Source organism: Pseudomonas kitaguniensis (genome assembly GCF_049199985.1).
Taxonomy (GTDB): Bacteria; Pseudomonadota; Gammaproteobacteria; order Pseudomonadales; family Pseudomonadaceae; genus Aquipseudomonas; species Aquipseudomonas kitaguniensis.
The window spans coordinates 1-22671 of the sequence record NZ_JBLZPT010000013.1; the positions used below are offsets into that span (position 1 = coordinate 1).

A 22671-nucleotide genomic window follows, 5' to 3' on the forward strand; every position below is an offset into this window, starting at 1 on the left:
CGATTGCGGTGTGTCAGATATATATTTTTCAACTGACACACCGCAATCGCGAGCAAGCCCGCTCCCACAGAAAGCAAAAAAAAGCAGATCTGCCGTGTATGCAAAAAGCGCTTTTGATCCAACCACTCAGGTCGGCTTTCAGGCTGCCACACAGAACGCCGGCTCAGTGGTTTAGCAACGTGTCCAACCCATCCAGCAAGCGCTTCAAGGCGCCCTGGTTAGCCTGCATCACCACCAGCCCGGCCTGCGCCATCTTGCGCGCGTCCTGCGGCAATTCGAACAACTGCCGCACCGCCTCGGCCAACCCCTCGGCGTCATCCACTGCTCGCAAAGCCCCGGCGTCGCGCATCATCGCGCTGATGTCGAGAAAGTTGAACACATGCGGCCCCATGATCACCGGTTTGGCCAACGCCGCCGGCTCCAGCGGGTTATGCCCCCCCGTAGGCACCAGACTGCCGCCAACAAAGGCACTGTCAGCCAACGCATAAAGAAACAACAGCTCGCCCATCGTGTCGCCAAGCAGCACCGAGGTTTGCGCAGTCACCGGCTCGCCACTGGAGCGGCGCACGGTGGCAAAGCCCTGTTGTTCGCACAACTCAAACATTGCGCCGAAACGCTCCTGATGACGCGGCACCAGAATCAACAGCGCGTTGGGATAACTGGCGAGCAACTGGCGATGGGCAGCCAGCACCACTTCATCTTCACCTTCATGCGTACTGGCAGCGATCCATACCGGGCGCTCTCTGGCGCCCCATTGCGCGCGCAAAGCGCTGGCGCGCTCCGGCAGCTCGGGGTCGATGGTCAGGTCGAACTTGATCGAGCCGGTGACATCGACGCTTTCAGGGCGCGCGCCCAAGCTCAGAAAACGCTGCGCTTCGGTGGGTGTCTGCACCGCGAACAGGCTCATTTGCGCGAGCATCGGCGCCGTCAGCTTGGCGAAACGTGCGTAGCCTTTGGCCGAACGTGCCGACAGCCGCGCATTCGCCAAGGCCACCGGAATGCCGCGCTGGGCACAGGCGTTGATATGGTTGGGCCACAGCTCGGTTTCCATGATCACCGCCAGTGTGGGCTGCACGCGGTCCAAAAAGCGCTTCGCGGCGCAGGGCAAGTCATAAGGCAAATAGCAGTGTTGAATGCGCGGCTCATTGGCGAACAACGCCTGAATGCGCTCGGAACCGGTGGGCGTCATGCAGGTGACGGTGATCGGCAGCGTCGGATGGCGTGCAAGCAAGCCGCGAATCATCGGCGCAGCCGCAATGCTTTCGCCCACCGACACCGCGTGCACCCAGATACCGCCTGGTTGCATCACCGGAAGGCCGTAAGAAAACCGCTCGCTGACGCGCTTGGCATACGCCGGCGCCTTGCGCGCGCGCAGCCACAGACGTAAAGCCACCAACGGCAGCGCCAGGTAAAACAAACAGCTATAGAGAGTTCTATTCATGGCGGCGGAGTTTATCGGCTTTTTCAGTCAATCGCCCGCAAGCACTCGGCAAATCGTTCAGCGAGGAAGCGTGCAGCGGGGCCGAGGTGCTCGTCGCGGCGCCAAACCAGTTCGACCACCAGGGCCGGCGGGGTCCATTCGCTGTCCAGTTCAACCATTTGGTGTTGATACGTCGGGTACTGCACGATGTGCCGGGGCAACCACGCCCAGCCGAGGCCGCTCATCAGCCATTCGGCCAATACGTAAAAACTGTCGGCGCGCCACACCAGCGGGCTGGCGGCTTCGCTGCCGGGGTAAACACTGGTTTGGGTCGACATCAACAGTTGGCGAAACTGCGCCAGGCGCTGGCAGTCCACGTATGGCTCTGTGGCCAGCGGGTGATTCACGCCGCACACGGTGACCATCTCCACGCTGCCGACGACCCGGCGTTCAAGGGCCTCGGGGATCTGGTCGTGATAGAACAACAGGCCCAAATCCGCCTTGCGCTCCACCAGCTTGCGCGCCACATCGCCCTGCGCCGCGCTGGACAGTTGCACTTCAAGATGCGGGTATTTCCCGGCCAACGCCTCAAGGCTGTCGAGCACCGGCTGGAACAACATGGCTTCGTCCTGGGCCAGCCGCAGGCAAGCTTCCTCGCCCCGCGTGAGGGACAGCGCGCGGCCATTCAGCCGCTCACATTGGCGCAACACCTCGCGCGCCTCTTCGAGCAACACGCTGCCGGCTTCGGTCAATCTCGGCTGGCGGCCGCTGCTTCGCTCGAACAGGCTCAGCCCAAGGTCGGCTTCGAGCAGGGCAATTGCGTTGCTTACCGCCGATTGCGCCTTGCGCTGGTCACGCGCCACGGCGGAAAACGAACGCTGCTCGGCGACGCTGACAAACAGGCGCATCTGCTCCAGGCTCCACTGCACGCTCATGGCTCAACCCATCTTTAATTCGGATAGGTAATGACTTTACCCCATCTATTGAAGCGTTAGAATGGCCGCTTTAGTCAAACACGCTACGCACCGAGGATTACCCCATGAATGTCGCCTACCTTTACCTGGCCGTTGCCATTTGCTCGGAAGTCATCGCGACCGTGTCCATGAAAGCCATCAAAGGCTGGAGCACGCCCATCCCGCTGGCGCTGGTAATTGTCGGCTACGGCGTAGCCTTCTGGATGCTGACGCTGGTGGTGCGCACTGTGCCGGTAGGCGTGGCTTATGCGGTGTGGGCCGGGATGGGCATTGTGATGGTGAGTATTGCTGCGCTGTTTATCTATGGGCAGAAGCTTGATGCGCCGGCAATCATGGGCATGGGCTTGATCGTGCTGGGCGTGGTGGTGATTCAGCTGTTCTCGAAAACCGCCGGGCACTGATCACCGCTCAACAGCCTGTATACTGCGCCTCTTGTCTTGAACACTGAGGTCGCCCATGCCATCCGTTATTTCCACCGACGTTCTGATTGTCGGCGCCGGGGTTGCCGGCCTCTGGCTGAATGCGCGCCTGCGCCGCGAGGGGTTTTCCACGGTGTTGGTGGAAAGCGCCACGCTGGGTGGCGGGCAAAGCGTGAAGTCTCAGGGGATTATTCACGGCGGCGCAAAATACGCCCTGCACGGCGCCCTCACCGGCGCGTCCGAAGCGATTGCCGACATGCCGCGCCGCTGGCGTGAAGCCTTGGCGGGTGACGGCGAGCTGGATCTTTCCAGCGTGCGCGTGTTGTCCCAAGCGCATTACTTGTGGTCCCCCGGCACGTTGGCGGGCAACCTCACGAGCTTCTTCGCCAGCAAAGCCGTGCGCGGCCGCGTCGATCAGGTCAAGGGCGATGAACTGCCTCCGGCCCTGCAAGACCGCCGCTTCAAAGGCAAGGTGTATCGCCTGGCAGAGCTGGTGGTCGACGTGCCAAGCTTGATCGAACGCCTGGCCCAACTGGCGGGCGACGGCTTGCTGGCCGGGCAGCACATCGAACCGCTGCTGGAAGGCGACACACTCGTCGGCTTGAAGGTGGATGGCCGCGACATTCGCGCCCAGCGCATCGTGTTGAGTGCCGGTGGCGGCACGGCGGACTTGCTCGGCGCACTCGGCCTCAGCCAACCGGCCATGCAAAAACGTGCGCTGCATATGATCATCGCCAAAGGCCCCGGCCTCAAGCCGCTGTACGCGCACTGCCTGGGCGGCGGCACCAAGCCGCGCATCACCGTGACCACTCACCCGGCGGCCGATGGCAACTGGGTGTGGTACCTGGGCGGCGATATTGCCGAGGCGGATGGCGTGGCGCGCACGCCGCAAGAACAGATCGCCACCGCGCAAAAAGAGCTGGCGCAACTGCTGCCCTGGATCGACATGAGCCAAACCCAATGGGCCACCCTGCGTGTCGACCGCGCCGAGCCGCTGCAATCGGGCCTCAGCCGCCCCGACAACGCATTCCTCGCCGAACAAGGCCGCCTGCTGGTGGGCTGGCCGACCAAGCTGGCACTCGCGCCGGACTTCGCTGACCGGGTGCTCAATGCCCTGCAGCGCGACGACATCCGCCCAAGCGCTGGCGACGCCCTGCCCGACCTGCCCAAACCTGCCATCGGCCAACCTGCATGGGAGCAACTCTTGCCATGAGCCTGCCAACGTTGCACGACTTGCATCGCCCTTTGGGCAGCACCGGCCTGCTGGTGTCGCCACTGGGCCTGGGCACCGTCAAGCTGGGCCGCGACCAAGGGGTGAAATACCCCAACGGTTTCCAGATTCCGAATGATGATGAAGCGCGGATGTTGCTGCGCCAGGCGCACCAGTTGGGCATCAACTTGATCGACACCGCCCCCGCCTATGGCCGCAGCGAAGAACGCCTGGGGCCATTGTTGCGCGGTCAGCGCAACGACTGGGTGATCGTCAGTAAGGTCGGCGAGGAGTTTGCCGAGGGTGTGTCGCATCACGACTTCAGCGCGGCGCATACCCGCCTGTCGATTGAGCGCAGCTTGAAACGACTTGAAACGGATTTTATCGACCTGGTGCTGGTGCATTCGGATGGCAACGACCTGCATATTCTCAACGATTGCGAGGTTTACCCAACCCTGGAGGCGCTGAAAAAAGAGGGCAAGATCCGTGGTTTCGGCTTCTCTGGCAAAACCGTCGAGGGCGGCATAAAAGCCCTGGAACTGGGCGACTGCGCGATGGTTACCTACAATCTGAACGAACAGGCGGAGAAAGCCGTGATTGATTACGCGGCGGCTCACGGCAAAGGCATCCTGGTGAAAAAGGCTCTGGCCAGCGGCCACGTTTGTCTTGCGCCGGGAATGGATCCAATTCAATCGAGTTTCATGTTGTTGTTTGCGCAAACGGGCGTCGCCAGTGCTATTGTCGGGACCATTAATCCGCTGCACCTGGCCCATAACGTGGCGACCGCTGCCAAGGTCATTCGTCAACTCTGATGCCGCCGACGCGGCCGACCCCGTCGCAAGAAGGAGCCGACATGCCGCGAACGCTCATTAGAAAAAACCCCAGCAACTTTAAAACACTGCCGCTGCACGTCGAAGCCACGCCCGAGGGCTTGAGTTACCAGAGCGTGGGCATGCCGCTCAACTTCGCCCAGACCCTGCAACGGCGCAAGCCGGTGGAGGTGGCAGACCCCGAACGGTTTGCGCTGGAACTGGCGAACCTCGGCGTCTCGGTGCGCCTGACCCTGCACTGGCAAAACAAGGATTACTGGGTGCTGGTGCGCCAACGCCGCCAGGACCGTGGCGATGTGGTGCTCAAGCTGATCTCCGGCTACGTGCCTGCGCATGAGCTGAACCTGCCGCTGCACACCGCCATTCAGGAAATTGCCGAAGAGTGCTTGCTGGAGACGCCCGAAGGCTGGCTTGGCGGGCGCTTTAACGACACGTGGCTGCCGGCGCCCTATTCTGCCGCCTTGCATTACCGCGAAGCCCTGCCGTTTCGCCTCAGCCCGTTGTCCGGCGCGGCGCGCCCGGTGCGCTGCGCGACCACGCAATTGATCGAGCGCCCACGGGCGTACGTGCACTTGCCGACGGCGTCGTTGCAATTGATCTATGACTTGCGCCTGGAAGTGCCCAAGGAAGCTAAATCCCTGAGCCTGTTTCATGTCGATGAACGGCTTGAAGGTGACCAACTGGTAGCGCGCCTGGACCGCCAGCGCCCAGACCTGTACCTGATGCCACTCAAAGACGGCCAGCCCATCGCCGAGCTGTACACCGTCAAGAAGGACCAACTGTATCCGGCCAGCACCCGCGGTTTATACCTGGCAGAAAGCTTCGCCCAGCAGGAAGGCTGGCTGGTACGTGATGAGCGCATTCGCTGGAAGGACTGGCTGCGGCAGCAAGGCCTGGCACAACCCGAGAAAGAGTCGAAACTTACGCGCCTGACCGGCAAGGCCAAGCAGATGCTGAGCAAGATCGTGCCGAAGAAAAAAGCCAGCCGCTAGGCGCTGCCAGGCTGTGTAGCGCCTGACACTTCGCCATCGGGAGCAAGCCCCCTCCCACATTTGACTGCATTCCCGGGTTGGAACTCAGCTAAATGTGGGAGGGGGCTTGCTCCCGATGCAGGCACCCGGATATTTCAGACAGAGTCAGCTCAACCGTGCAGCAACCGCTGCAGGCCAACTTTCAACGGGGTCGGTTCGGGCAGCGTGAAGCTCGCCAACAGCCGTTGGTTGTTCGCTCGCGAATGCCGAATGTCGCCCAAGCGTGCCGGCCCGTAAGTGATGGTCGGCAATGTGCCAACCACTTCTTCCAACGCCTGCAGTACTTGTTTGAGTGTGGTGGTGCGGTTCCAGCCCACGTTGATCGCACCCTGCGGCGCATCTTCGGCTTCGATGGCCTGCACCAGCACGTCCACCAGGTCTTCGACGTACATGAAATCGCGGGTTTGCTCGCCATCGCCAAACACGGCAATCGGCACACCCTGTTGCACGCGCTCGCTGAAGATACTGATCACCCCGGAGTACGGCGATGACGGGTCCTGGCGCGGCCCAAAAATGTTGAAGAAGCGGAAAATCACCGGCTCCAGGCCATGCTGGCGGCGGTAAAAGTCGAAGTAATGCTCGCCGGCCAGCTTGTCCGAGGCGTAAGGCGTCAACGGCGCTTTGGTGGTCTCCTCATCAATCGAGGCGCCTTCGCCATTGTTGCCGTACACCGCTGCACTGGAAGCAAACACCACGCGTTTGACGCCCGCCTTGCGCATGGCTTCGCAGACATTCAAGGTGCCGACAAAATTGCTCTGATGAGTGCTGACGGGGTCATCCACCGACGCTTGCACCGAAGCCACTGCGGCCAAATGCACCACGGCCGTAGCGCCAACGGCGGTTTGCGCCACCAGCTCGGCATTCGCTACATCACCTTCGACCAACTGCACGCGCGGGTTGCCCATCGGCAAATTGCTGCGCTTGCCGGTGGACAGGTTATCCAGCACCCGCACGCCGTAGCCCTTGGCGAGCAAGGCATCGACCAGGTGCGAGCCGATAAAACCGGCGCCGCCGGTGATCAGAACCCACTTATCAGCTTCACTCATTGTTGCGAATCTTCTCGACGATGGCGGTGGTCGAGCTGTTTTCAACCAAGCCCAGCACTTTGACCTTGCCGCCGTAAGCACTGACGATGTCTGCCCCCACGACCTGGTCGACAGAGTAGTCACCGCCTTTGACCAGCACGTCCGGCTTGACCTGGGCCAGCAGGTTTTCCGGGGTGCCTTCCGAGAAGCTGATCACCCAGTCCACCGCGCCCAAACCGGCCAGTACGGCCATGCGCCGGTCAACACTGTTGATCGGACGGCCAGGGCCTTTCAAGCGACTGACCGAGGCATCGTCATTGACCGCAACGATCAGCCGATCGCCTTGGGCGCGCGCCTGTTCCAGGTAAGTCACGTGACCGGCATGCAGGATGTCGAAGCAGCCGTTGGTGAACACGATGCTTTCGTTGTGGGCACGGGCATCGTCAATCGCCAGCAGCAGTTGCTCGCTGGTCAATACGCCACGCTCTGAGCCTTCGGAACGCTGGATAGCCCGGCGCAATTCAGGTGCGCTGATCGCAGCAGTACCCAATTTGCCTACCACAATGCCCGCCGCCAGGTTGGCCAGCGCCACGGCGTGGGGCAATTCTTCACCGGCCGCGATGGACGCGGCCAGGGTGGAGATAACGGTGTCACCGGCGCCGGTGACGTCGAACACTTCACGCGCACGCGCCGGCAGGTGCATCGCCGGTTGGCCTGGGCGCAGCAAGGTCATGCCGTGTTCACCACGGGTTACCAGCAACGCACCCAGGTCGAGGTCGGCCATCAGCGTGGCGCCCTTGGTCACCAGTTCGTGTTCATCGGCGCAACCGCCGACGATGGCTTCGAACTCGCTGAGGTTTGGCGTGATCAGGCTGGCGCCGCGATAAATCGAGAAGTCCTTGCCCTTGGGATCGGCCAGTACCGGAATGTTGCGGGCCTTGGCGGCCTGGATCAGCGCCTGATGGTTTTTCAGAGCGCCTTTGCCGTAATCGGACAACACCAGCACTTTGACACCGTCGAGCAACGTGTCGACCTGGCCGCTGAGCACCAAGGCGTCGGTGGCGAAGGGTTCTTCGAAATCGATACGCAGCAATTGCTGGTGACGGCTCATTACCCGCAGCTTGACGATGGTCGGCTGATGGGCGATGCGCTGGAACAGCGCGCGCACGCCAGCGCCGCGCAGGCTGTTGGCCAGGCTGTCGGCGGCTTCGTCGTCGCCGGTCACACCCACCAGCGAGGCCGGGGCGCCGAGCGCGGCAATGTTGAGGGCAACGTTGGCAGCGCCGCCCGGACGGTCTTCGATTTGTTCGACCTTGACGACTGGTACCGGCGCCTCAGGGGAAATCCGTGAGGTACCACCATGCCAGTAACGGTCGAGCATGACATCGCCGACCACCAAGACAGGGGCTTGATCGAATCGCGGCATGGACAACTTCATGGAGCAACCCACTACAAAATGAACAGGGCCGCGATATTAGCACAGGGTTACGCGAGGCTTCTCGGATCAAGAGCAGGCGGCCTGAGTGGTCAGATAAAAAGCGGATTCGCTTTATGTGGGAGCGGGCTTGCTCGCGATGCAGACGACTCGGGCCACCAAGTACACCGAGTTGATGCCATCGCGAGCAAGCCCGCTCCCGCACAGGTCGTTGAATCAGGTGATCTCGGCAGCTACCGGCGCATCCAGGCCCATGGCGTGCAGTCGCGCGTAGTAGCCGTTTTGTGCGAGCAACTCGGCGTGGTTGCCGCGCTCGACAATTCGACCGTCGTCCATCACCAGAATCAAGTCGGCCTTTTCAATGGTCGACAGGCGATGCGCGATCACCAGCGTGGTGCGCCCCTGCATGACTTTGTCCAGAGCGGCCTGAATGTGCCGCTCGGACTCGGTATCGAGGGCCGAAGTGGCTTCGTCGAGAATCAGCAGCGGCGCGTTTTTGAGCAAGGCGCGGGCGATTGCCAGGCGCTGGCGTTGGCCGCCGGACAACAGCACGCCGTTTTCACCGACCGGGGTATCGAAGCCTTTTGGCAACTGGTCAATGAAGTCCTTGGCGTAGGCATCCGCCGCCGCTGCTTCAACGTCTGCCCGCGGCGCACCGGCGAGGTCGCCGTACGCGATGTTGTTGGTCACGGTGTCGCTGAACAGGGTGACGTGCTGGGTCACCTGGGCAATGTGTTTGCGCAGGTTGAGCAGTTTGTAATCCTCGACCTCAACACCGTCCAGCAGGATTTCACCGCTGGCATGGTGATAGAAACGCGGAATCAGGCTGGCCAGGGTCGACTTGCCGCTGCCGGAACGGCCCACCAGGGCGATCATCTGCCCAGGCTCGGCGGTAAAGCTGATGTCCTTGAGCACATGGCGTTCGGTGCCGGGGTAGGTGAAGTTGAGGTTACGCACTTCCAGCCGACCGCTGACCTTGTCGCGCTCGACCGTGCCGTGGTCAACCTCTTGCTCTTCGTCCAGTTGTTCGAAAATGCTTTCTGCGCCGGCCACACCTTTCTGGATGGTCGAGCTGACTTCCGACAACTGACGAATAGGCTTGGGCAAAAGGCCCGCCAAGGTGATGTAAGCCACCATGTCACCGGCCGACGCGTCGCCACGCAGGTACAGCACCAGAAACATCAGCACCGCCATGGCGGTGTAGATCACCAGTTGCAGCAGCGGCGTGTAAATCGCCCCGGTGCGGGTCATGCGCAGTTGCTTGTCGGTGTTGCTCTGGCTGGCCTTGAGGAAGCGCTTTTCCTCGTAGACTTCGCCACCGAAGCTGCGCACCACGCGGTAGCCCTGGATGGTTTCGGAGGCAACGTGCGTCACATCGCCCATGGCCACCTGGATTTTCTTGCTCTGCTTGCGAAATTTCTTGCTGGCCGTGCGGACCATCACTGCAATCAACGGCAGGATGGCGATCATCACCAGCGTCAGGCGCCAGTTCATGAACAGCAGGGAGGCGAACAGGAAGATCACCGTCATGCCTTCGCGGATCACCACCTTGATGGCATCGGTCGCCGCCCCCGTGACCATGGTCACGTTGAAGGTGATGCGGGAAATCAGGTGCCCCGAATTGTGATTGTCGAAGTAGCGGTTGGGCAACGTCAGCAGGTTGTTGAACAACTGCACGCGCAGGTCGTGGACCAGGCCCAGCGAGACCTTGGCCAACAGGTAGTTGCCCAGGAACGAGCCCAGGCCCTGCCAGGCTGCAATCAGAATGATCAACAAAGGCACGGCCTGCAGCAATTGCAGGTCACGCAGGTACGGTACGCTGGGGAACAACACCGCTTGCGGGTTGGAAAGGCCGTCGACGAAGTACTTGAGGATGTACCCCAGCATCGGCTGGGTCGACGCGAAAATCAGAAATCCGACGATACTCAATGCGAACAAGCCGGCGTAGGGCTTAACGTAACTGAGCAGGCGGAAGTATATTTTCAAGCTCGAAGGGCTTGCGCTCGGACTAGAGTCGGTCATATCACGCGGCGTTTTGAAAAAGGAGGCTGACTTTAGCACAGCTTCTCTGTTGTACTTGCACCCTGCATGACCCGCAGCCGGGCCGGATTCATCCGGCGACATTATATAGCCACTACCTTAAGATGGCCGGCTTTCTCTTTTCTGGAATGGCTTTACTGTATGCACTCCACGCGCCTCACCTATGGCTCAAATCGTGTTTTCGACTTCCTGGTCCTGTGGGTTTTACCCATTGGCTTGTTGTTGTTGCTGAGTTCGCTGTTCTTCGTGACCAATCGCAATGTGCTGCACAAGTTCTACTACGTGCTGTTCAGCGCGCCTACCTTGTTGCTGCTATGCCTGCGCCCGGCCGAAATCAAAGCGATTTTGCGCGAGCCGCTGGCGATAGCGTTTTTGGTGTTTTCCGCTTGGGCGCTGACCAGCCTGTTCTGGAGCCCTCAGCCTGAGACCGACTCCGACCTGTTTAAACGCCCGCTGCATACGTTCATGCTGTTTGCAGGTTTTGGCCTGCTGCTGCACTACCGCAACGAACTGTTCAAGCCGATATTCTTCAGCGCCGCGGTGATTGCCCTGGTGGTCTGTGCCTGCAACCTGGTGGTATTCGCCCCGCATTTCGCAGAAGGCGAACGCATGATTGGCGGGCGCGGAGCGCTCGATAACCCATTGCTCAGCTCACATGTGTTTGGCTTTTTTTGCGTCTATTGGCTGTACGTCTGCATGACCACCAACCGTTTGCAGGTGCTCTGGTTCAGCGTGCCGGCGCTGGCAATCATGGCGGCCGCGATCCTCGCGACAGGCTCAAGAACGCCACTGGTGGCATTGGTCCTTGCGGTGCTTTGGTTGAGTTTTACAAGCCGTAACCGCCGCGCCGCGCTGCTGATCGCGGGCCTGTTGGTGGGCGTGGCGGCGCTGTTGCTGCTGTGCCCGGAACTCATCACCAGCCGTGGCAGCTCCTTTCGCTTCCAGTTGTGGGATATGTCGCTGCAACGTATCGCCGAGCATCCGTGGATCGGCCACAGTTACGATTCCGAGCTGTACCTGACACCGGCACAAGGTATCGTGCTGCGCGAAACTCACAGCTTCGCCCTGGGCGTGCTGTATTACGTCGGCATCATCGGTTTCATACCGTGGATCTTCATGCTCGGCTGGGGCTTGTACAAAAGCTTCAAGGAGCGCGCGCAGCCACTGTTCATCCTGGCCTCGTCGCTGCTGGCGTATGGCATCGGCGCCGGCCTGACCGAAGGCGGCGGCATCCTCTCGCGGCCCAAGGAGCATTGGTTTCTGCTGTGGATTCCGCTGGCCATGATCGCCGGCCTGAGCATCGCCCAGCGGCGCCGCAGCTTGCTGCGCAGGCCGGTCGAAACCCTCAAGCCCGACGCCTTCGAACAGCTGTGCAGCAACGCCCAGGTCATCGAGGCCGATGGTCTGGGACCCAAAGTATTGCGCCTCGAAGACGGCAGTTTCCTCAAGCTGTTCCGCGCCCGGCGCTGGTACACCTCGGGCAGCTTCAACCCGTATTCCGAGCGGTTTGCCAGCAACAGCGAGCAACTGCGTGAACACGATACCCCGTCACCGTCTATCCTCGACCTCTACCGTTTGCACGACGGTAGCAGCGCCGTACGCTACCAGCCGCTGCCTGGGCTGACGTTGCGCCAAGCCCTGCAAAGCCTCGACAGCAGCCTGCGGGAATCGCTGGTTGAGCGTTTCGGGCGGTTTATGGCGCAGTTGCACGAGCGCGGTGTTTACTTCCGTTCGCTGCACTTGGGTAACGTATTGCTGATGGATGACGGCGAATTCGGCCTGATCGACGTCGCCGATATGCGCATTTATCCGTCGGCGCTGCGCAATGCGCTGCGCCAACGCAACCTGCGGCACATGCAACGCTACCCGCAAGACCGCAATTGGCTGTTCGAGTCGCATTTTGAACAATTGGCTAAAGGCTATGCCTCTGTGGCATCGCCAAACGCCACGGCAAAAATCCGCGAGCAGGTCCAAGCATTCACTCGCCCAGCCACACTCGGCGAAAGCCCAACTATAAAAAGGTGATGGCTTGACCCCCTGGATTTCCACCCCCCTACTGGCCATTGCGGTGTACGCACTGGCCATTTGCACTGCATCCATCCTCCTGCACCTGTTCCCGCGTATTCGCGAGAGCCTGGTTGCCACCGGCAGCCAGCGTTTCGCAAGCATCGACGGGCTGAGGGGTTATCTGGCACTCGGCGTATTCATTCATCACGCGGTGATCATCTGGATCGCGCTGAATACCGGCATCACGGAAGTCCCCAAAAACAAGTTCTACGCACAGACCGGCCTGGCCAGCATTGCGCTGTTTTTCATGATCACCGGGTTTCTGTTCTGGGGGCGCCTGCTCAAGCAACGCCAGGACCACGACTGGCTGGCCTTCGCTGTTTCACGCCTGTTTCGCATCTATCCGCTGTATTTGCTGCTGTTGGCGGTGGTGGTACTCGGCGTGTTCGGCCTGCAGAATTGGTCGCTGATGGAAACACCAACTCAGTTGCTAAAGCATATCGCGATGTGGCTGACCTTTGAGCGACCAGACATCAACGGCTACCCGCAAACCGGCAGCATGATTGCGAACGTCACGTGGACCCTGGCCTACGAGATGTTTTTCTACCTGAGCCTGCCGTTTTTTGGCGCGCTGTTCATCTACCGAGGCGGCTGGCATAAAACGGCGCTGGCAGTACTGGCGATTGTGCTGGTGTATCAACTGGTGGGCTGGGAGCATTCCCTGCGCACGCACATTCTGTTGACCTTCGTCGGCGGCATTGCGGCAGCCTATTGGGTGCGCAACCCTGCGCTGGTAGCGTGGGGCCAGACGCGACTGGCAGCCGTCATCGCACTGGTGGCCCTGGCGCTGGTGATGGGCGCCTTCCGCAAAAGCTTCTCCATCGCGCCGCAGCTCTTGCTGACAGTGTTTTTTGTGGTGGTAGCGTCGGGCAACACCTTGTTCGGTGCGCTGCGGCTGGCAAGCGTGCGCTGGCTGGGCGAAGTCAGCTACAGCACGTACCTGCTGCACGGGCTTTTGCTGTGGCTGGCGACGACACAGGTGCGCGCACTGCTGGCGATTGATCTGCGCGGCGCCGTGCCCTATCTGTCGATGCTGGCGGTGATTACGGTGCTGCTGGTGATCATCAGCACCTTGAGTTTCCTCTACATCGAGAAACCCGGCATCGAAGCCGGCAAGCAGGCGCTGCGGCGCCTGCGTCGAGCCAAACTCGAAAGCCTATGAGCTGCGCAGCGGCGCCAGGTACAGCCGCGCCAGCCCGCGCAAGGTCTTGCGCCCCCAAAACTTCAACGGGATTTGCTTGAGAATCTCGCGCGCCAGCACCCGGTCACGGTTCGCCGTCTTCAAAAACATCGAATTCAGGAACCTGTAACGCACTTGATCATAGGCCGGGTGATCGCTGAACAACGCGTAGCTCTTGAGGATGTTCTGAATCATGTAGCGATGATTCTTGTAGGTGTTGCTGCCGTGCTGACGATAACGCGCCATCACCACACCCAAGGCGTCGATGGTGTAGCCGGCGGCGGTGATTTTTAACTGGATCAGCAAGTCTTCCAGCGGAATCAGCGGGTCAAACCCACCAACCTCCTCCAGCGCTTCGCGACGAATCAACATCGTCGGCGCGGGCGGAAAGGGTTTTCGATCCATGAACATGTCATCGAAATCGAGGCTGCGAAACGGCACATCGAGGTGCTGTTTTTTCGCGGGGTAAGGCTTGCCATCGCCATCAATCAATTCGATGTTGCCAGCACAAATACCCACTCGCGGTTTGTCCGCCATGTAGGCAACCTGGGTCGCAATGCGCTCAGGCAGCATGATGTCGTCAGAACCGAAAGGCGCGATCAGGCTGCCCTTGGCGCGCGCCACGGCACCGTTCAGCGTGGCCGTAAGCCCTTGGTTCTGCTGCACCTGAAAATCAAAACCGTGCTCGGCCTGCAAGCTCAGGATGCGCTCGACACTGTCGTCTTTCGAGCCGTCATCGACTACCAGCAGTTCGATATTGGGGTAGGTCTGACCGAGCACGCTGAGAATGCTCTGCTCGATGTACGGGCCGTGGTTATAGGACGCGATGATCACCGAGACCAAGGGTTGTTGCTGACTCATGCTCTACCTGCTTTGTGTAAACCGGTTTCGATCAGGTCCAGGTACTTTTGCTGAAACTCAGCCAAGCCGTGGTTTTGCTCCAGGTAGCTGAATACTTGCTCGCCCTTGGCCTTCAATTGCTCGTCGCTCATCGCCAGGTAGGTGTCCAGCGCGGCAGCCAGTTGCTCGACATTGCCTGGCTCATGCGACAGTCCGCCCGCGCCTTGCACCAAGGGCAGCATCGCCGGCCCGTTGGAGGCGATCACCGGCAAACGCCCGCTCATGCCTTCCAGTAACGCCAGGCCCAAGCCTTCGACCAGCGACGGCATGGTCCAGATGTCAAACGCGCGCACGTACTTCAAGCCATCCTCACGAAAACCCAACAGATGCGCGCGACCGTTCAGGCCGAGGCGCTCTATGTCGGCGCGCAAATCCGCTTCAATCCGGCCGGCGCCAATGATGCCGACCTGAGCGTTCGGGTATTTGTCTTTAAGCGTGGCAAACGCCTGCAACAGATGGGTATGGCCCTTGATCGGCACCAGTCGGCCCAAGGCGCCAATCATGCGTGCGTCCAGCGGCAAGCCCAAGGCGTTGCGCGCTGCATCGCGCGGCAACTGCAAGGCTTCAGCCTGGGGAATATCGATGGCGTTGGTGACGTAGGTGGTGTTCTCGCAGGTGAAGCCGCAATTCAGCTCAACCAGGTAATCGCGAACTGCCGCCGACACCCCCACAAAACGCCAGGCCGGGCTGACCAGGCGTTGGGTCTGGCGCCGACGGTAGCCGCGCGCATACTCGCCAAAACCATGGGAAATGCCGATGCACAACGGGATCTTCAGCCAACGGTTGAGCGACAGCATCATGTTCACCGACTTGAAGCGGTTACAGATGACCACGTCGAACTGCTGCTCGCGGCAATACTTGTAGATCTTCCACATGGCGCCCAGGCGAATGCCCTTGAGGGCTTTCTCTGGAAACTCAAAGTATTTCGAGTGATCCGCCACGCTCACGGGCTGGCCTGGCTGCGGACGGCCACTGAGAAACCCCGACGTCACCTCAAAACGTTCAACCGGCAGCGACTTGACGATTTGCTCACCCAGGTCGGCAAAGTCGTTAGCCTTCACGTTGTAATCCGGTTGTAACTGCAACACCTTAAAACGAGGTTTCATAACTCTCCATCCGGCGATCAGGCTGCGGGCAGGCAGCCCGGCGAAAACGGTGCGGCAGGCGGCTCGCAGCCTGCACTCAAATACTTCAGTCGCGCGTCAAGACCCACAACAGCTCATGCCGGCGCACGGCCTTGCGAAAGAACTCATTCTCCCCGTAAGGCGATGGACCACGGCCTGCCAGCAATCGTTGCAAGACCCGGCGTACACGACGTTTGAACGGCGGGCGCGGCTGCAGGTCATGCATCATACCCAGCGCCATGGCCTTGTCCCGCTGCTGGTTGAGGGTCAGCGGCAGGCTGCACGGCACAAGCTCGGGCGCGGCATCAAAGCGCGGCGGCAAAGCCACGCCCGCGCCTGAATCGCCCATCGGCCAGCGGTCATTATCATGCAAGTGGTTGGCATAGCCGAGCAATGTGCCCGGTTGCCATTCCAGGCCCTGCAACGCTTGAATAATCGCTGCGTGGGCACAGATGTGGTCCGGGTGCGGGTCGAGCAACGGCGTAGGCAATACGATCACTTGCGGCCGAGCCTTGAGCAACAGCGCCCGCAGGTCGGCAATCAGGTTGTTCCAGGTCGGCGCACCGTCCACATCACCGGGCAAGGCCAGTGCATTGAACTGGCGAAACAGCCGCGTATCGTCCAGTTGCGCTTCGCGGGAAGCCTGCGGCTGGTCCGGCGCAGCCTGCATGGCCGGCAACTGCATGCAGAAGTAACCCAACTGCACACACTGCGCCTCGGGCACACCGGCCCAACGCGGCACAGCGATGCTGTCCCAAGCGCGCAAACGCCCCTTGAGCAGCGCCGCATCGGCCTTGGGCAAGCCCATCTGTTGATAGTGTTCGGCTTCGATCTCGCCTGCGGTGAGGGTGACGATCCAGCTTTCATCGGCTTGGCTGTACAGGCTGAACGCTGCCAACTCGGCATCGTCGGCATGCGGCGCGATCACCATGACGCGCTGGCGGCGGTAATCCGGCTGGCGGAACAGCCACAATCTCGGCTGCCCCTTGATCCGGCAAAAGCGCCCGCGCACATGCAGGTTGCCGCTGGCCAGCGCTTCGCCGGCGCCCGACAGGTTGAGGTAGCGCATCCCGCCGACGCCCCGCTCGAAGGCTTGGCAATCGGCGGTATCAAGCCCCGACAACTCAATCGCCGGGTCAAAAAAACGCCCCAGCCACGAGCTTTTCAGTTCAAGCGCCAGAATCAAGGTTTCATCGCCCGCCAACGACAACGGTGCGTCCAGCACCAATCGCCCCGCGTCCAGGCGCACGCCCGGCTGCTCGCTGCCTTCGGCAAACGTGTACTGATAGTCGTCACCGGGCGAATAGAACAAGTGGTCGGCAAACCACGCCTCGTGCGCCACCCACAGCACCACGGCCAGTAGCAGCGGCAACCACCACGCCACCAGCACACCGGCAGCGATCAGCAGCAAAAGGCCGACCAGCAGGGCGATACGTTTGTTGCGCCGATGCTGTTTGAGCAGTAGCTGCTTGCGACTCATACGCTGAACACCGGCACCGGGTTGCACCAGCGCTCCTTGTATTCACGGTCGGCACGCCCGAACGAGAAGCGCAGCGGCTTGTCGATGGCCCGCGCTTGCTCCCAGGCACTTTGCGTATTGAGGAAGCTCAGCACGCTGCCGGGGCTGAAGGCACGGGTTTGCGGGTCGACACCGCCATTCACGTATTCAACGCTGACCCACTGCGGGGCCTGCACCCGATACACCAACTGCACGGCGATGGCGGCGTCATTCAGAAACAGCACCGAGCCGAACAGGAACTCGTTGAGCAGTTCAAGCACTTCGGCCAGGCGCTCGGCCCCGGTCGCCGCAAACCCCCAGCGGCGCTGGAACAGGTCGCAATAAATCGCCGCCAGCTCTGTGCTGGAAAACTCGCTGACCGCCCGCACCACGCCGCCCGCCTCTTCCAGCAGGCGCAATTCGCGGCGCTGGTTGTAGCGAAACTTCTTCGACAGGTCTTCAGGCGTGCGCGCCATGGCCAACTGCTCGGCCTGCGGCTTGAGGGTGCTGACGCGCCCTTGATTCAGCGCCGAGAGGTAACGCGCACGGTGGCGCAGTGGCAACTGCGCATCGGCGGCGATCGGCAAAATGATCTCGGCGTTACCCAGATCGAACAAGCCTTTTTTGCCGGTGCGCTTGAGCACATCCTTGGACAAGGCCAGGTCGCGCCCCCACGTGGCAATGGCGCCCTTGAGTTCGCCGTCCTGCTCCCAGCCCAAGTAACGCACCGGAATCTGCGCCAGGTTCGCCAAGCGCTCGACCACCTGCGGGTGCGTTGCCACGCTGCCGCCAAAACGCTGCCAGGCCTGGGCGTAAACGCTGGCCTCGACCGGCACCCAACCACGCTCACGCCAACCCTGAAAGCGGTTCAGCATTTAGACCACAGCGTCATAAGGGTCCACGCCGTCTTTGACGACCAGGATGTCTTCCATAATCAGGTACTCAAGGTCAGAGCCGAAGAACATGTTCAGCGCATCGGTTGGCGAGCAAATCATCGCTTCGCCACGACGGTTGAGCGAGGTGTTAAGCGACACACCGTTGCCGGTGAGTACTTCCAGCTCTTTCATCATGTCGTAGTAGCGCGGGTTGTACTCGCGCTTGAGCACCTGGGCGCGAGAGGTGCCATCTTCATGCACCACTTCCGGCACGCGGGTTTTCCACTCTTCCGACACTTCAAAGGTGAAGGTCATGAACGGCGCCGGGTGATCGACCTTGATCATCAACGGCGCAACGGTGTCGAGCATCGACGGGCAGAAAGGCCTCCAGCGCTCGCGGAACTTGATCTGGTGGTTGATGCGGTCAGCCACGCCGGTGGCGCTCGGGCAACCGATGATCGAACGACCGCCCAAGGCACGCGGGCCAAACTCCATGCGGCCCTGGAACCAGGCCACCGGGTTGCCGTCGACCATGATCTTGGCGATGCGCTTGGGCATGTTTTCGATCTGGCGCCATTTAGGCTTGCTCGCGTGCTTGGCACAGGCGGCGATCACGTCTTCGTTGCTGTACGACGGGCCGAGATAGACGTGTTCCATCTTCTCGACCGGTACGCCACGGGCGTGCGATACGTACGCCGCCGCGCCGACTGCGGTGCCGGCATCGCCGGAGGCCGGCTGCACGAACAGCTCTTTCACGTCGTCACGCGCGATGATTTTCTGGTTCAGCTTGACGTTCAGCGCGCAGCCGCCGGCGAAGGCCAGCTTGCCGGTTTCCTTGAGGATGTCGCCCAAATAGTGGTCGATCATCTGCAGGGCCAGCTTCTCGAACAGCGCTTGCATGCTGGCCGCGTAGTGGATGTACGGCTCGTCGGCGATGTCGCCTTCGCGCTTGGGACCCAGCCACTCGATCAGTTTCGGCGAGAAGTAGAAACCCTTGCCCTTCTCTTTGTAGCGGCGCAGGCCGATAACGTTGGCGTAGTCGGTGTTGATCACCAACTCGCCGTTTTCAAACGAGGCCAGGCGTGAGAAATCGTATTTGCTGGCATCGCCATACGGCGCCATGCCCATGACCTTGAACTCGCCGTCGAGCATCTCGAAACCGAGGAACTCGGTGATCGCGCCGTAGAGGCCGCCGAGGGAGTCCGGATCAAAGAATTCCTTGATCTTGTGGATCTTGCCGTTCTCGCCGTAGCCGAAGAACGTGGTCGCGTACTCGCCTTTGCCGTCGATGCCGAGGATCGCGGTTTTTTCCTGGAAGCCCGAGCAGTGATAGGCACTGGAGGCGTGGGCCAGGTGGTGTTCAACCGGTTCGATCTTGATTTTTTTCGGATCGAAGCCGAGTTGCTCCAGGCACCAGACGATCTTGTTGCGATAGCGCTTGTAGCGACGGTTGCCCATCAGGATCGCGTCCAACGCGCGGTCCGGGGCGTACCAATAACGCTTGGCATAGTGCCAGCGCGCCTCGCCGAACAGGCTGATCGGGGCGAAAGGGATCGCCACCACGTCAACGTCGGAAGGCTTGATACCGGCCTGTTCCAGGCAGAATTTCGCCGATTCGTAGGGCATGCGGTTCTTTGCATGTTTGTCGCGTACGAAGCGCTCTTCTTCGGCGGCCGCGATCAGCTTGCCGTCGATATACAGGGCTGCGGAAGGATCATGGCTAAGGGCGCCGGACAGGCCAAGAATCGTCAATGCCACAGGGGTCTAGCCTCTTTTAGTCTGCATGCAGGCGCGCTGCGCCTGAAAAAAGTGTGCCCCTCGCCTGGGCGAGAAACAGCTAAAGGGCGGGATTATAGCTTAAAAGCGGTGCAAAGCTGTTAGCGGCAAGCGGGGCTAGCGGTAGATCTCGATGCTGCCGTCCTTGTTCTGGCGGTAGATCGTGTAAGGCAGCACCAGCGTGTCCATCACGCCAGAGGCGATGGCCTCGATGGCGAGGATAGGGAAGGCATTGCCTGTAAAGCCGGAGAAGCTTTGCTCGTTCAGGCTTTTCTCGGGTTTGGGCTCACCGTTGAGTGTGCAAAAGCCGTAGATCACCCCGCTGTAGATACGCGGCACATTTTCGCAGTGGCTGCGCGATTCCTTGAGGTTCTGGCTGGCAACGGCGTCGGGGCGAAAAACCGTATTGATGGTTCCACAGCCGCTCACGGCCAGGGATGCAAGCAGCAGTGCAACAGTCATTTTCAGTGTCATGAACAGCCCTTCCGAGTGAGCGGCCACGCTAGCACCGCCGCCGCTGAGAATTCAGCACTGCAACGACTATGCACCCCGTAGGAAGAATCCGAAATGATAAAAATCCGTTGAGACACTAAACTCGCAGCCTTTGCGCGTTTATGCCCTATGCGCCACGGATTACGGCTGATCATGAAAACCCTCGCCCGCATCACCCTTTTGTTGCCCGGCCTGCTCGCCTTGAGCGATACCGCGCTGGCTGACGACGCGCCGCTGATCCTCGACCCCAGCGTAGTCACTGGCTCACGCAGCGCCAGCCCGACATTTGACCTGCCGTATTCGGTGGACGGCATCAGCCATGAGCAGATCAGCGACGGCCAGCTCGGCATCAATGCCTCTGAAGTGTTGTCTCGCGTGCCCGGCCTGGTGGTGCAAAACCGCCAGAACTACGCGCAGGACCTGCAGATTTCCTCGCGCGGTTTCGGCGCCCGCTCGGCGTTTGGCGTGCGCGGCATCAAGCTGATTGCCGACGGCATACCGGCCAGCACACCCGACGGCCAGGGCCAGGCCGCCACGTTCAACCTCGACACCGCCGAACGCATTGAAGTACTGCGCGGCCCGGCCGCCACCTTGTATGGCAGCAACGCCGGTGGGGTGATCCAGATGTTTTCCCGCGACGGCGAAGGCCCGCCGCGCATCGGCGCCGAAACCCTGGTGGGCAGTGACGGTTTGAGCAAAAACCACCTGAGCGCCGAGGGCGCGGCGAATGGCGCAGGGTTTGTGCTCGACGCTTCGCGCATGGACACCGACGGCTACCGCGACCACAGCAGCGCGCGCCGTGACCAGACCTTCGCCAAGCTCAACGTTGAGCCGGACGACGACAGCAAGCTCGCGCTGATCTACAGCAGCCTGGAGCAGAACGGCACGCAGGACCCGCTGGGGCAAACATGGGCGGCCTACAAGGCCGACCCGCGCTCGGTGGCCCCCGCCGCGTTGCAGTACAACACGCGCAAAAGCATCGATCATCAGCAATTGGGCATGAATTACGAGCGCTATTTTGGCGATGCGACCCTACAAGTGAATGCCTACACCGGGCGGCGCAGTGTGATTCAGTATTTGTCGATACCCGGCGGCACGCCCGCAGACAGGCGCGGCGGCGTGGTCGACTTCGACCGAAAATTCTACGGCGGCTCCCTCCACTGGCTGCAACCGATCACCCGTGCGCCCGGCGAGCTGACCGTGATCACCGGCCTCGACTACGACCGCAGCCAGGATGATCGCCAAGGTTATTCCAACACCCTGAACGGCGTGCACGGCGTCAAAGGCGCCTTGGGCCGCGATGAACTCGACACCGCCACCAGCCTCGACCCGTTTGTGCAAGCCAACTGGCTGTTGGGCGACTGGACCCTGCAAGCCGGCGTGCGCCACAGCACCATGAAGATGGACGTGGACGACCACTTCACAAGTGACGGCTACGACAGCGGCAACCAGACTTACCAAAAGAACACGCCGTCGGTCAGCGTCATGTACGCCTTCACGCCGGACCTGCACGGTTACGTCAGCGCGGGCAGCGGCTTCGAAACTCCGACTCAAGCCGAGTCGGCGTATTCCAGCACGGCCAACGGTTTCAACTTCGCGCTCAAGCCGTCGGTCAGCAAGCAGTATGAAGTGGGTTTAAAAGCGCTGATTGCCGAGGGCACGCGCCTCAATGCTGCGCTGTTCCAGATCACCACCGAAGACGAACTGGTGGTGCAGCAAGCCAGCGGGGGTCGTACCACTTACCAGAACGCCGGCCGTACTTTGCGCCGTGGCTTCGAACTCGGCATCGACAGCCAGCTCAGTCAACAGTGGAGCACCAACATCGCTTACACCCGCCTGCAAGCCACTTACGACAGCGACTTCGTCAGCGGCGGCAGCACCACCGTCGACAAAGGCAACTACCTGCCCGGCGTGCCGCAAACCACACTGTTCGCCGAGCTGAACTGGAAGCCCCGCGACTGGGTCAGCACCGCGCTGGAAGGCATGTACCGCAGCAAGGTGTATGTCGAAGACACCAACCAGCAACACGCCGCACCGGGCTACAGCGTGTTCAACTGGCGCGCGCGTTTCGAGCAGAAGGTCGAACACTGGACCTTCCACCAGACCCTGCGCCTGGATAACTTGCTTGACCGCCAATACGTCGGCTCGGTGATCGTCGGCGATGGCAATGGCCGCTATTACGAAGCCGCGCCAGGCCGCTCGTGGTACGCGGGAGCCGGTGCGGAGTATCAGTTCTGATCCGGTAAAGCGCGGCGGCCTGAAAGCCGACCCGAGTGGTTGAAGCAAATCAAAAGCGCTTTTTGTGGGAGCGGGCTTGCTCGCGATGGCGGTGTATCAGCTAAAAAATACTTATCTGACACGCCGCCATCGCGAGC

Annotated in this window: 18 protein-coding genes; 7 read left to right on the forward strand and 11 right to left on the reverse strand. The window is 61.0% G+C overall.

Features of this window, described 5'->3' with window-relative positions; all coding sequences use genetic code 11:
• Positions 1–163: 163 nt before the first annotated feature.
• On the reverse strand, positions 164–1441 hold the full coding sequence (gene waaA, locus ACOZK9_RS16795; protein WP_421556225.1) for a lipid IV(A) 3-deoxy-D-manno-octulosonic acid transferase: 1278 nt from the start codon (positions 1439–1441) through the stop codon (positions 164–166).
• 23 nt (positions 1442–1464) lie between these two features.
• Positions 1465–2355: a LysR family transcriptional regulator gene (locus ACOZK9_RS16800; protein ID WP_122251192.1), complete on the reverse strand. Its 891-nt coding sequence runs from the start codon at positions 2353–2355 to the stop codon at positions 1465–1467.
• A 104-nt stretch (positions 2356–2459) separates the two neighbouring features.
• Here ACOZK9_RS16800 and ACOZK9_RS16805 point away from each other — a divergent pair, with 104 nt between their 5' ends.
• From ACOZK9_RS16805 to ACOZK9_RS16820, 4 genes are read left to right on the forward strand one after another with little or no spacing between them, the layout of a single operon-like run.
• Positions 2460–2795: a DMT family transporter gene (locus ACOZK9_RS16805; RefSeq protein ID WP_058411373.1), complete on the forward strand. Its 336-nt coding sequence runs from the start codon at positions 2460–2462 to the stop codon at positions 2793–2795.
• Positions 2796–2850: 55 nt separating this feature from the next.
• Positions 2851–4026 carry an NAD(P)/FAD-dependent oxidoreductase gene (locus ACOZK9_RS16810; protein ID WP_421556226.1) on the forward strand — a complete coding sequence of 392 codons (1176 nt, stop codon included), beginning with the start codon at positions 2851–2853 and terminating at the stop codon, positions 4024–4026.
• On the forward strand, positions 4023–4835 hold the full coding sequence (locus tag ACOZK9_RS16815) for an aldo/keto reductase (RefSeq protein ID WP_058411375.1): 813 nt from the start codon (positions 4023–4025) through the stop codon (positions 4833–4835). The genes ACOZK9_RS16810 and ACOZK9_RS16815 overlap by 4 nt, the downstream gene beginning before the upstream one ends.
• A gap of 41 nt (positions 4836–4876) precedes the next feature.
• Positions 4877–5845: a hypothetical protein gene (locus tag ACOZK9_RS16820; protein WP_058411376.1), complete on the forward strand. Its 969-nt coding sequence runs from the start codon at positions 4877–4879 to the stop codon at positions 5843–5845.
• 149 nt (positions 5846–5994) lie between these two features.
• Here the strand turns inward: ACOZK9_RS16820 and ACOZK9_RS16825 are convergent, their stop codons facing one another.
• The 3 genes from ACOZK9_RS16825 to msbA form a co-directional block, all read right to left on the reverse strand.
• Positions 5995–6930, reverse strand: coding sequence for an NAD-dependent epimerase/dehydratase family protein (locus tag ACOZK9_RS16825; protein WP_421556227.1), 936 nt, complete (start codon positions 6928–6930; stop codon positions 5995–5997).
• Positions 6923–8347: a bifunctional D-glycero-beta-D-manno-heptose-7-phosphate kinase/D-glycero-beta-D-manno-heptose 1-phosphate adenylyltransferase HldE gene (gene hldE, locus ACOZK9_RS16830; RefSeq protein WP_058411378.1), complete on the reverse strand. Its 1425-nt coding sequence runs from the start codon at positions 8345–8347 to the stop codon at positions 6923–6925. The genes ACOZK9_RS16825 and hldE overlap by 8 nt, the downstream gene beginning before the upstream one ends.
• Positions 8348–8560: 213 nt before the next feature.
• Positions 8561–10366, reverse strand: a complete 1806-nt coding sequence (msbA, locus tag ACOZK9_RS16835; RefSeq protein WP_058411390.1) for a lipid A export permease/ATP-binding protein MsbA — start codon at positions 10364–10366, stop codon at positions 8561–8563.
• A 159-nt stretch (positions 10367–10525) separates the two neighbouring features.
• Between msbA and ACOZK9_RS16840 the strand changes: the two genes are divergently transcribed.
• Positions 10526–12409 carry an O-antigen ligase family protein gene (locus tag ACOZK9_RS16840; RefSeq protein ID WP_122251853.1) on the forward strand — a complete coding sequence of 628 codons (1884 nt, stop codon included), beginning with the start codon at positions 10526–10528 and terminating at the stop codon, positions 12407–12409.
• Between the two features lie 4 nt (positions 12410–12413).
• Positions 12414–13613, forward strand: coding sequence for an acyltransferase family protein (locus ACOZK9_RS16845; protein WP_058411380.1), 1200 nt, complete (start codon positions 12414–12416; stop codon positions 13611–13613).
• Here the strand turns inward: ACOZK9_RS16845 and ACOZK9_RS16850 are convergent.
• The 6 genes from ACOZK9_RS16850 to ACOZK9_RS16875 form a co-directional block, all read right to left on the reverse strand.
• Entirely contained in the window at positions 13608–14492 is an 885-nt protein-coding gene (locus ACOZK9_RS16850; protein ID WP_421556228.1) for a glycosyltransferase, read from the reverse strand. The genes ACOZK9_RS16845 and ACOZK9_RS16850 overlap by 6 nt on opposite strands.
• Positions 14489–15637 carry a glycosyltransferase family 4 protein gene (locus ACOZK9_RS16855; RefSeq protein WP_421556229.1) on the reverse strand — a complete coding sequence of 383 codons (1149 nt, stop codon included), beginning with the start codon at positions 15635–15637 and terminating at the stop codon, positions 14489–14491. The genes ACOZK9_RS16850 and ACOZK9_RS16855 overlap by 4 nt, the downstream gene beginning before the upstream one ends.
• 85 nt (positions 15638–15722) lie before the next feature.
• Positions 15723–17135: a PIG-L deacetylase family protein gene (locus tag ACOZK9_RS16860; protein WP_421556230.1), complete on the reverse strand. Its 1413-nt coding sequence runs from the start codon at positions 17133–17135 to the stop codon at positions 15723–15725.
• The gene (locus ACOZK9_RS16865) at positions 17132–18028 is read right to left on the reverse strand and encodes an antimicrobial resistance protein Mig-14 (protein ID WP_058411384.1); all 897 of its coding nucleotides are present in this window, start codon (positions 18026–18028) and stop codon (positions 17132–17134) included. Before ACOZK9_RS16865 ends, ACOZK9_RS16860 begins: the two co-directional genes overlap by 4 nt.
• Positions 18029–19786 (reverse strand): carbamoyltransferase family protein, encoded by a 1758-nt coding sequence (locus ACOZK9_RS16870; RefSeq protein WP_058411385.1) that lies wholly within the window; start codon positions 19784–19786, stop codon positions 18029–18031. It lies immediately after the preceding gene.
• A gap of 135 nt (positions 19787–19921) precedes the next feature.
• A complete protein-coding gene (locus tag ACOZK9_RS16875; protein WP_235592373.1) occupies positions 19922–20266 on the reverse strand; it encodes a YceK/YidQ family lipoprotein in 345 nt (114 codons plus the stop codon).
• Between the two features lie 183 nt (positions 20267–20449).
• On the opposite strand from ACOZK9_RS16875, the gene ACOZK9_RS16880 reads away from it, so the two are divergent.
• Complete coding sequence (locus ACOZK9_RS16880; protein ID WP_421556231.1) at positions 20450–22534, forward strand: TonB-dependent receptor family protein; 2085 nt, start codon at positions 20450–20452, stop codon at positions 22532–22534.
• The last annotated feature ends 137 nt before the right edge of the window (positions 22535–22671 follow it).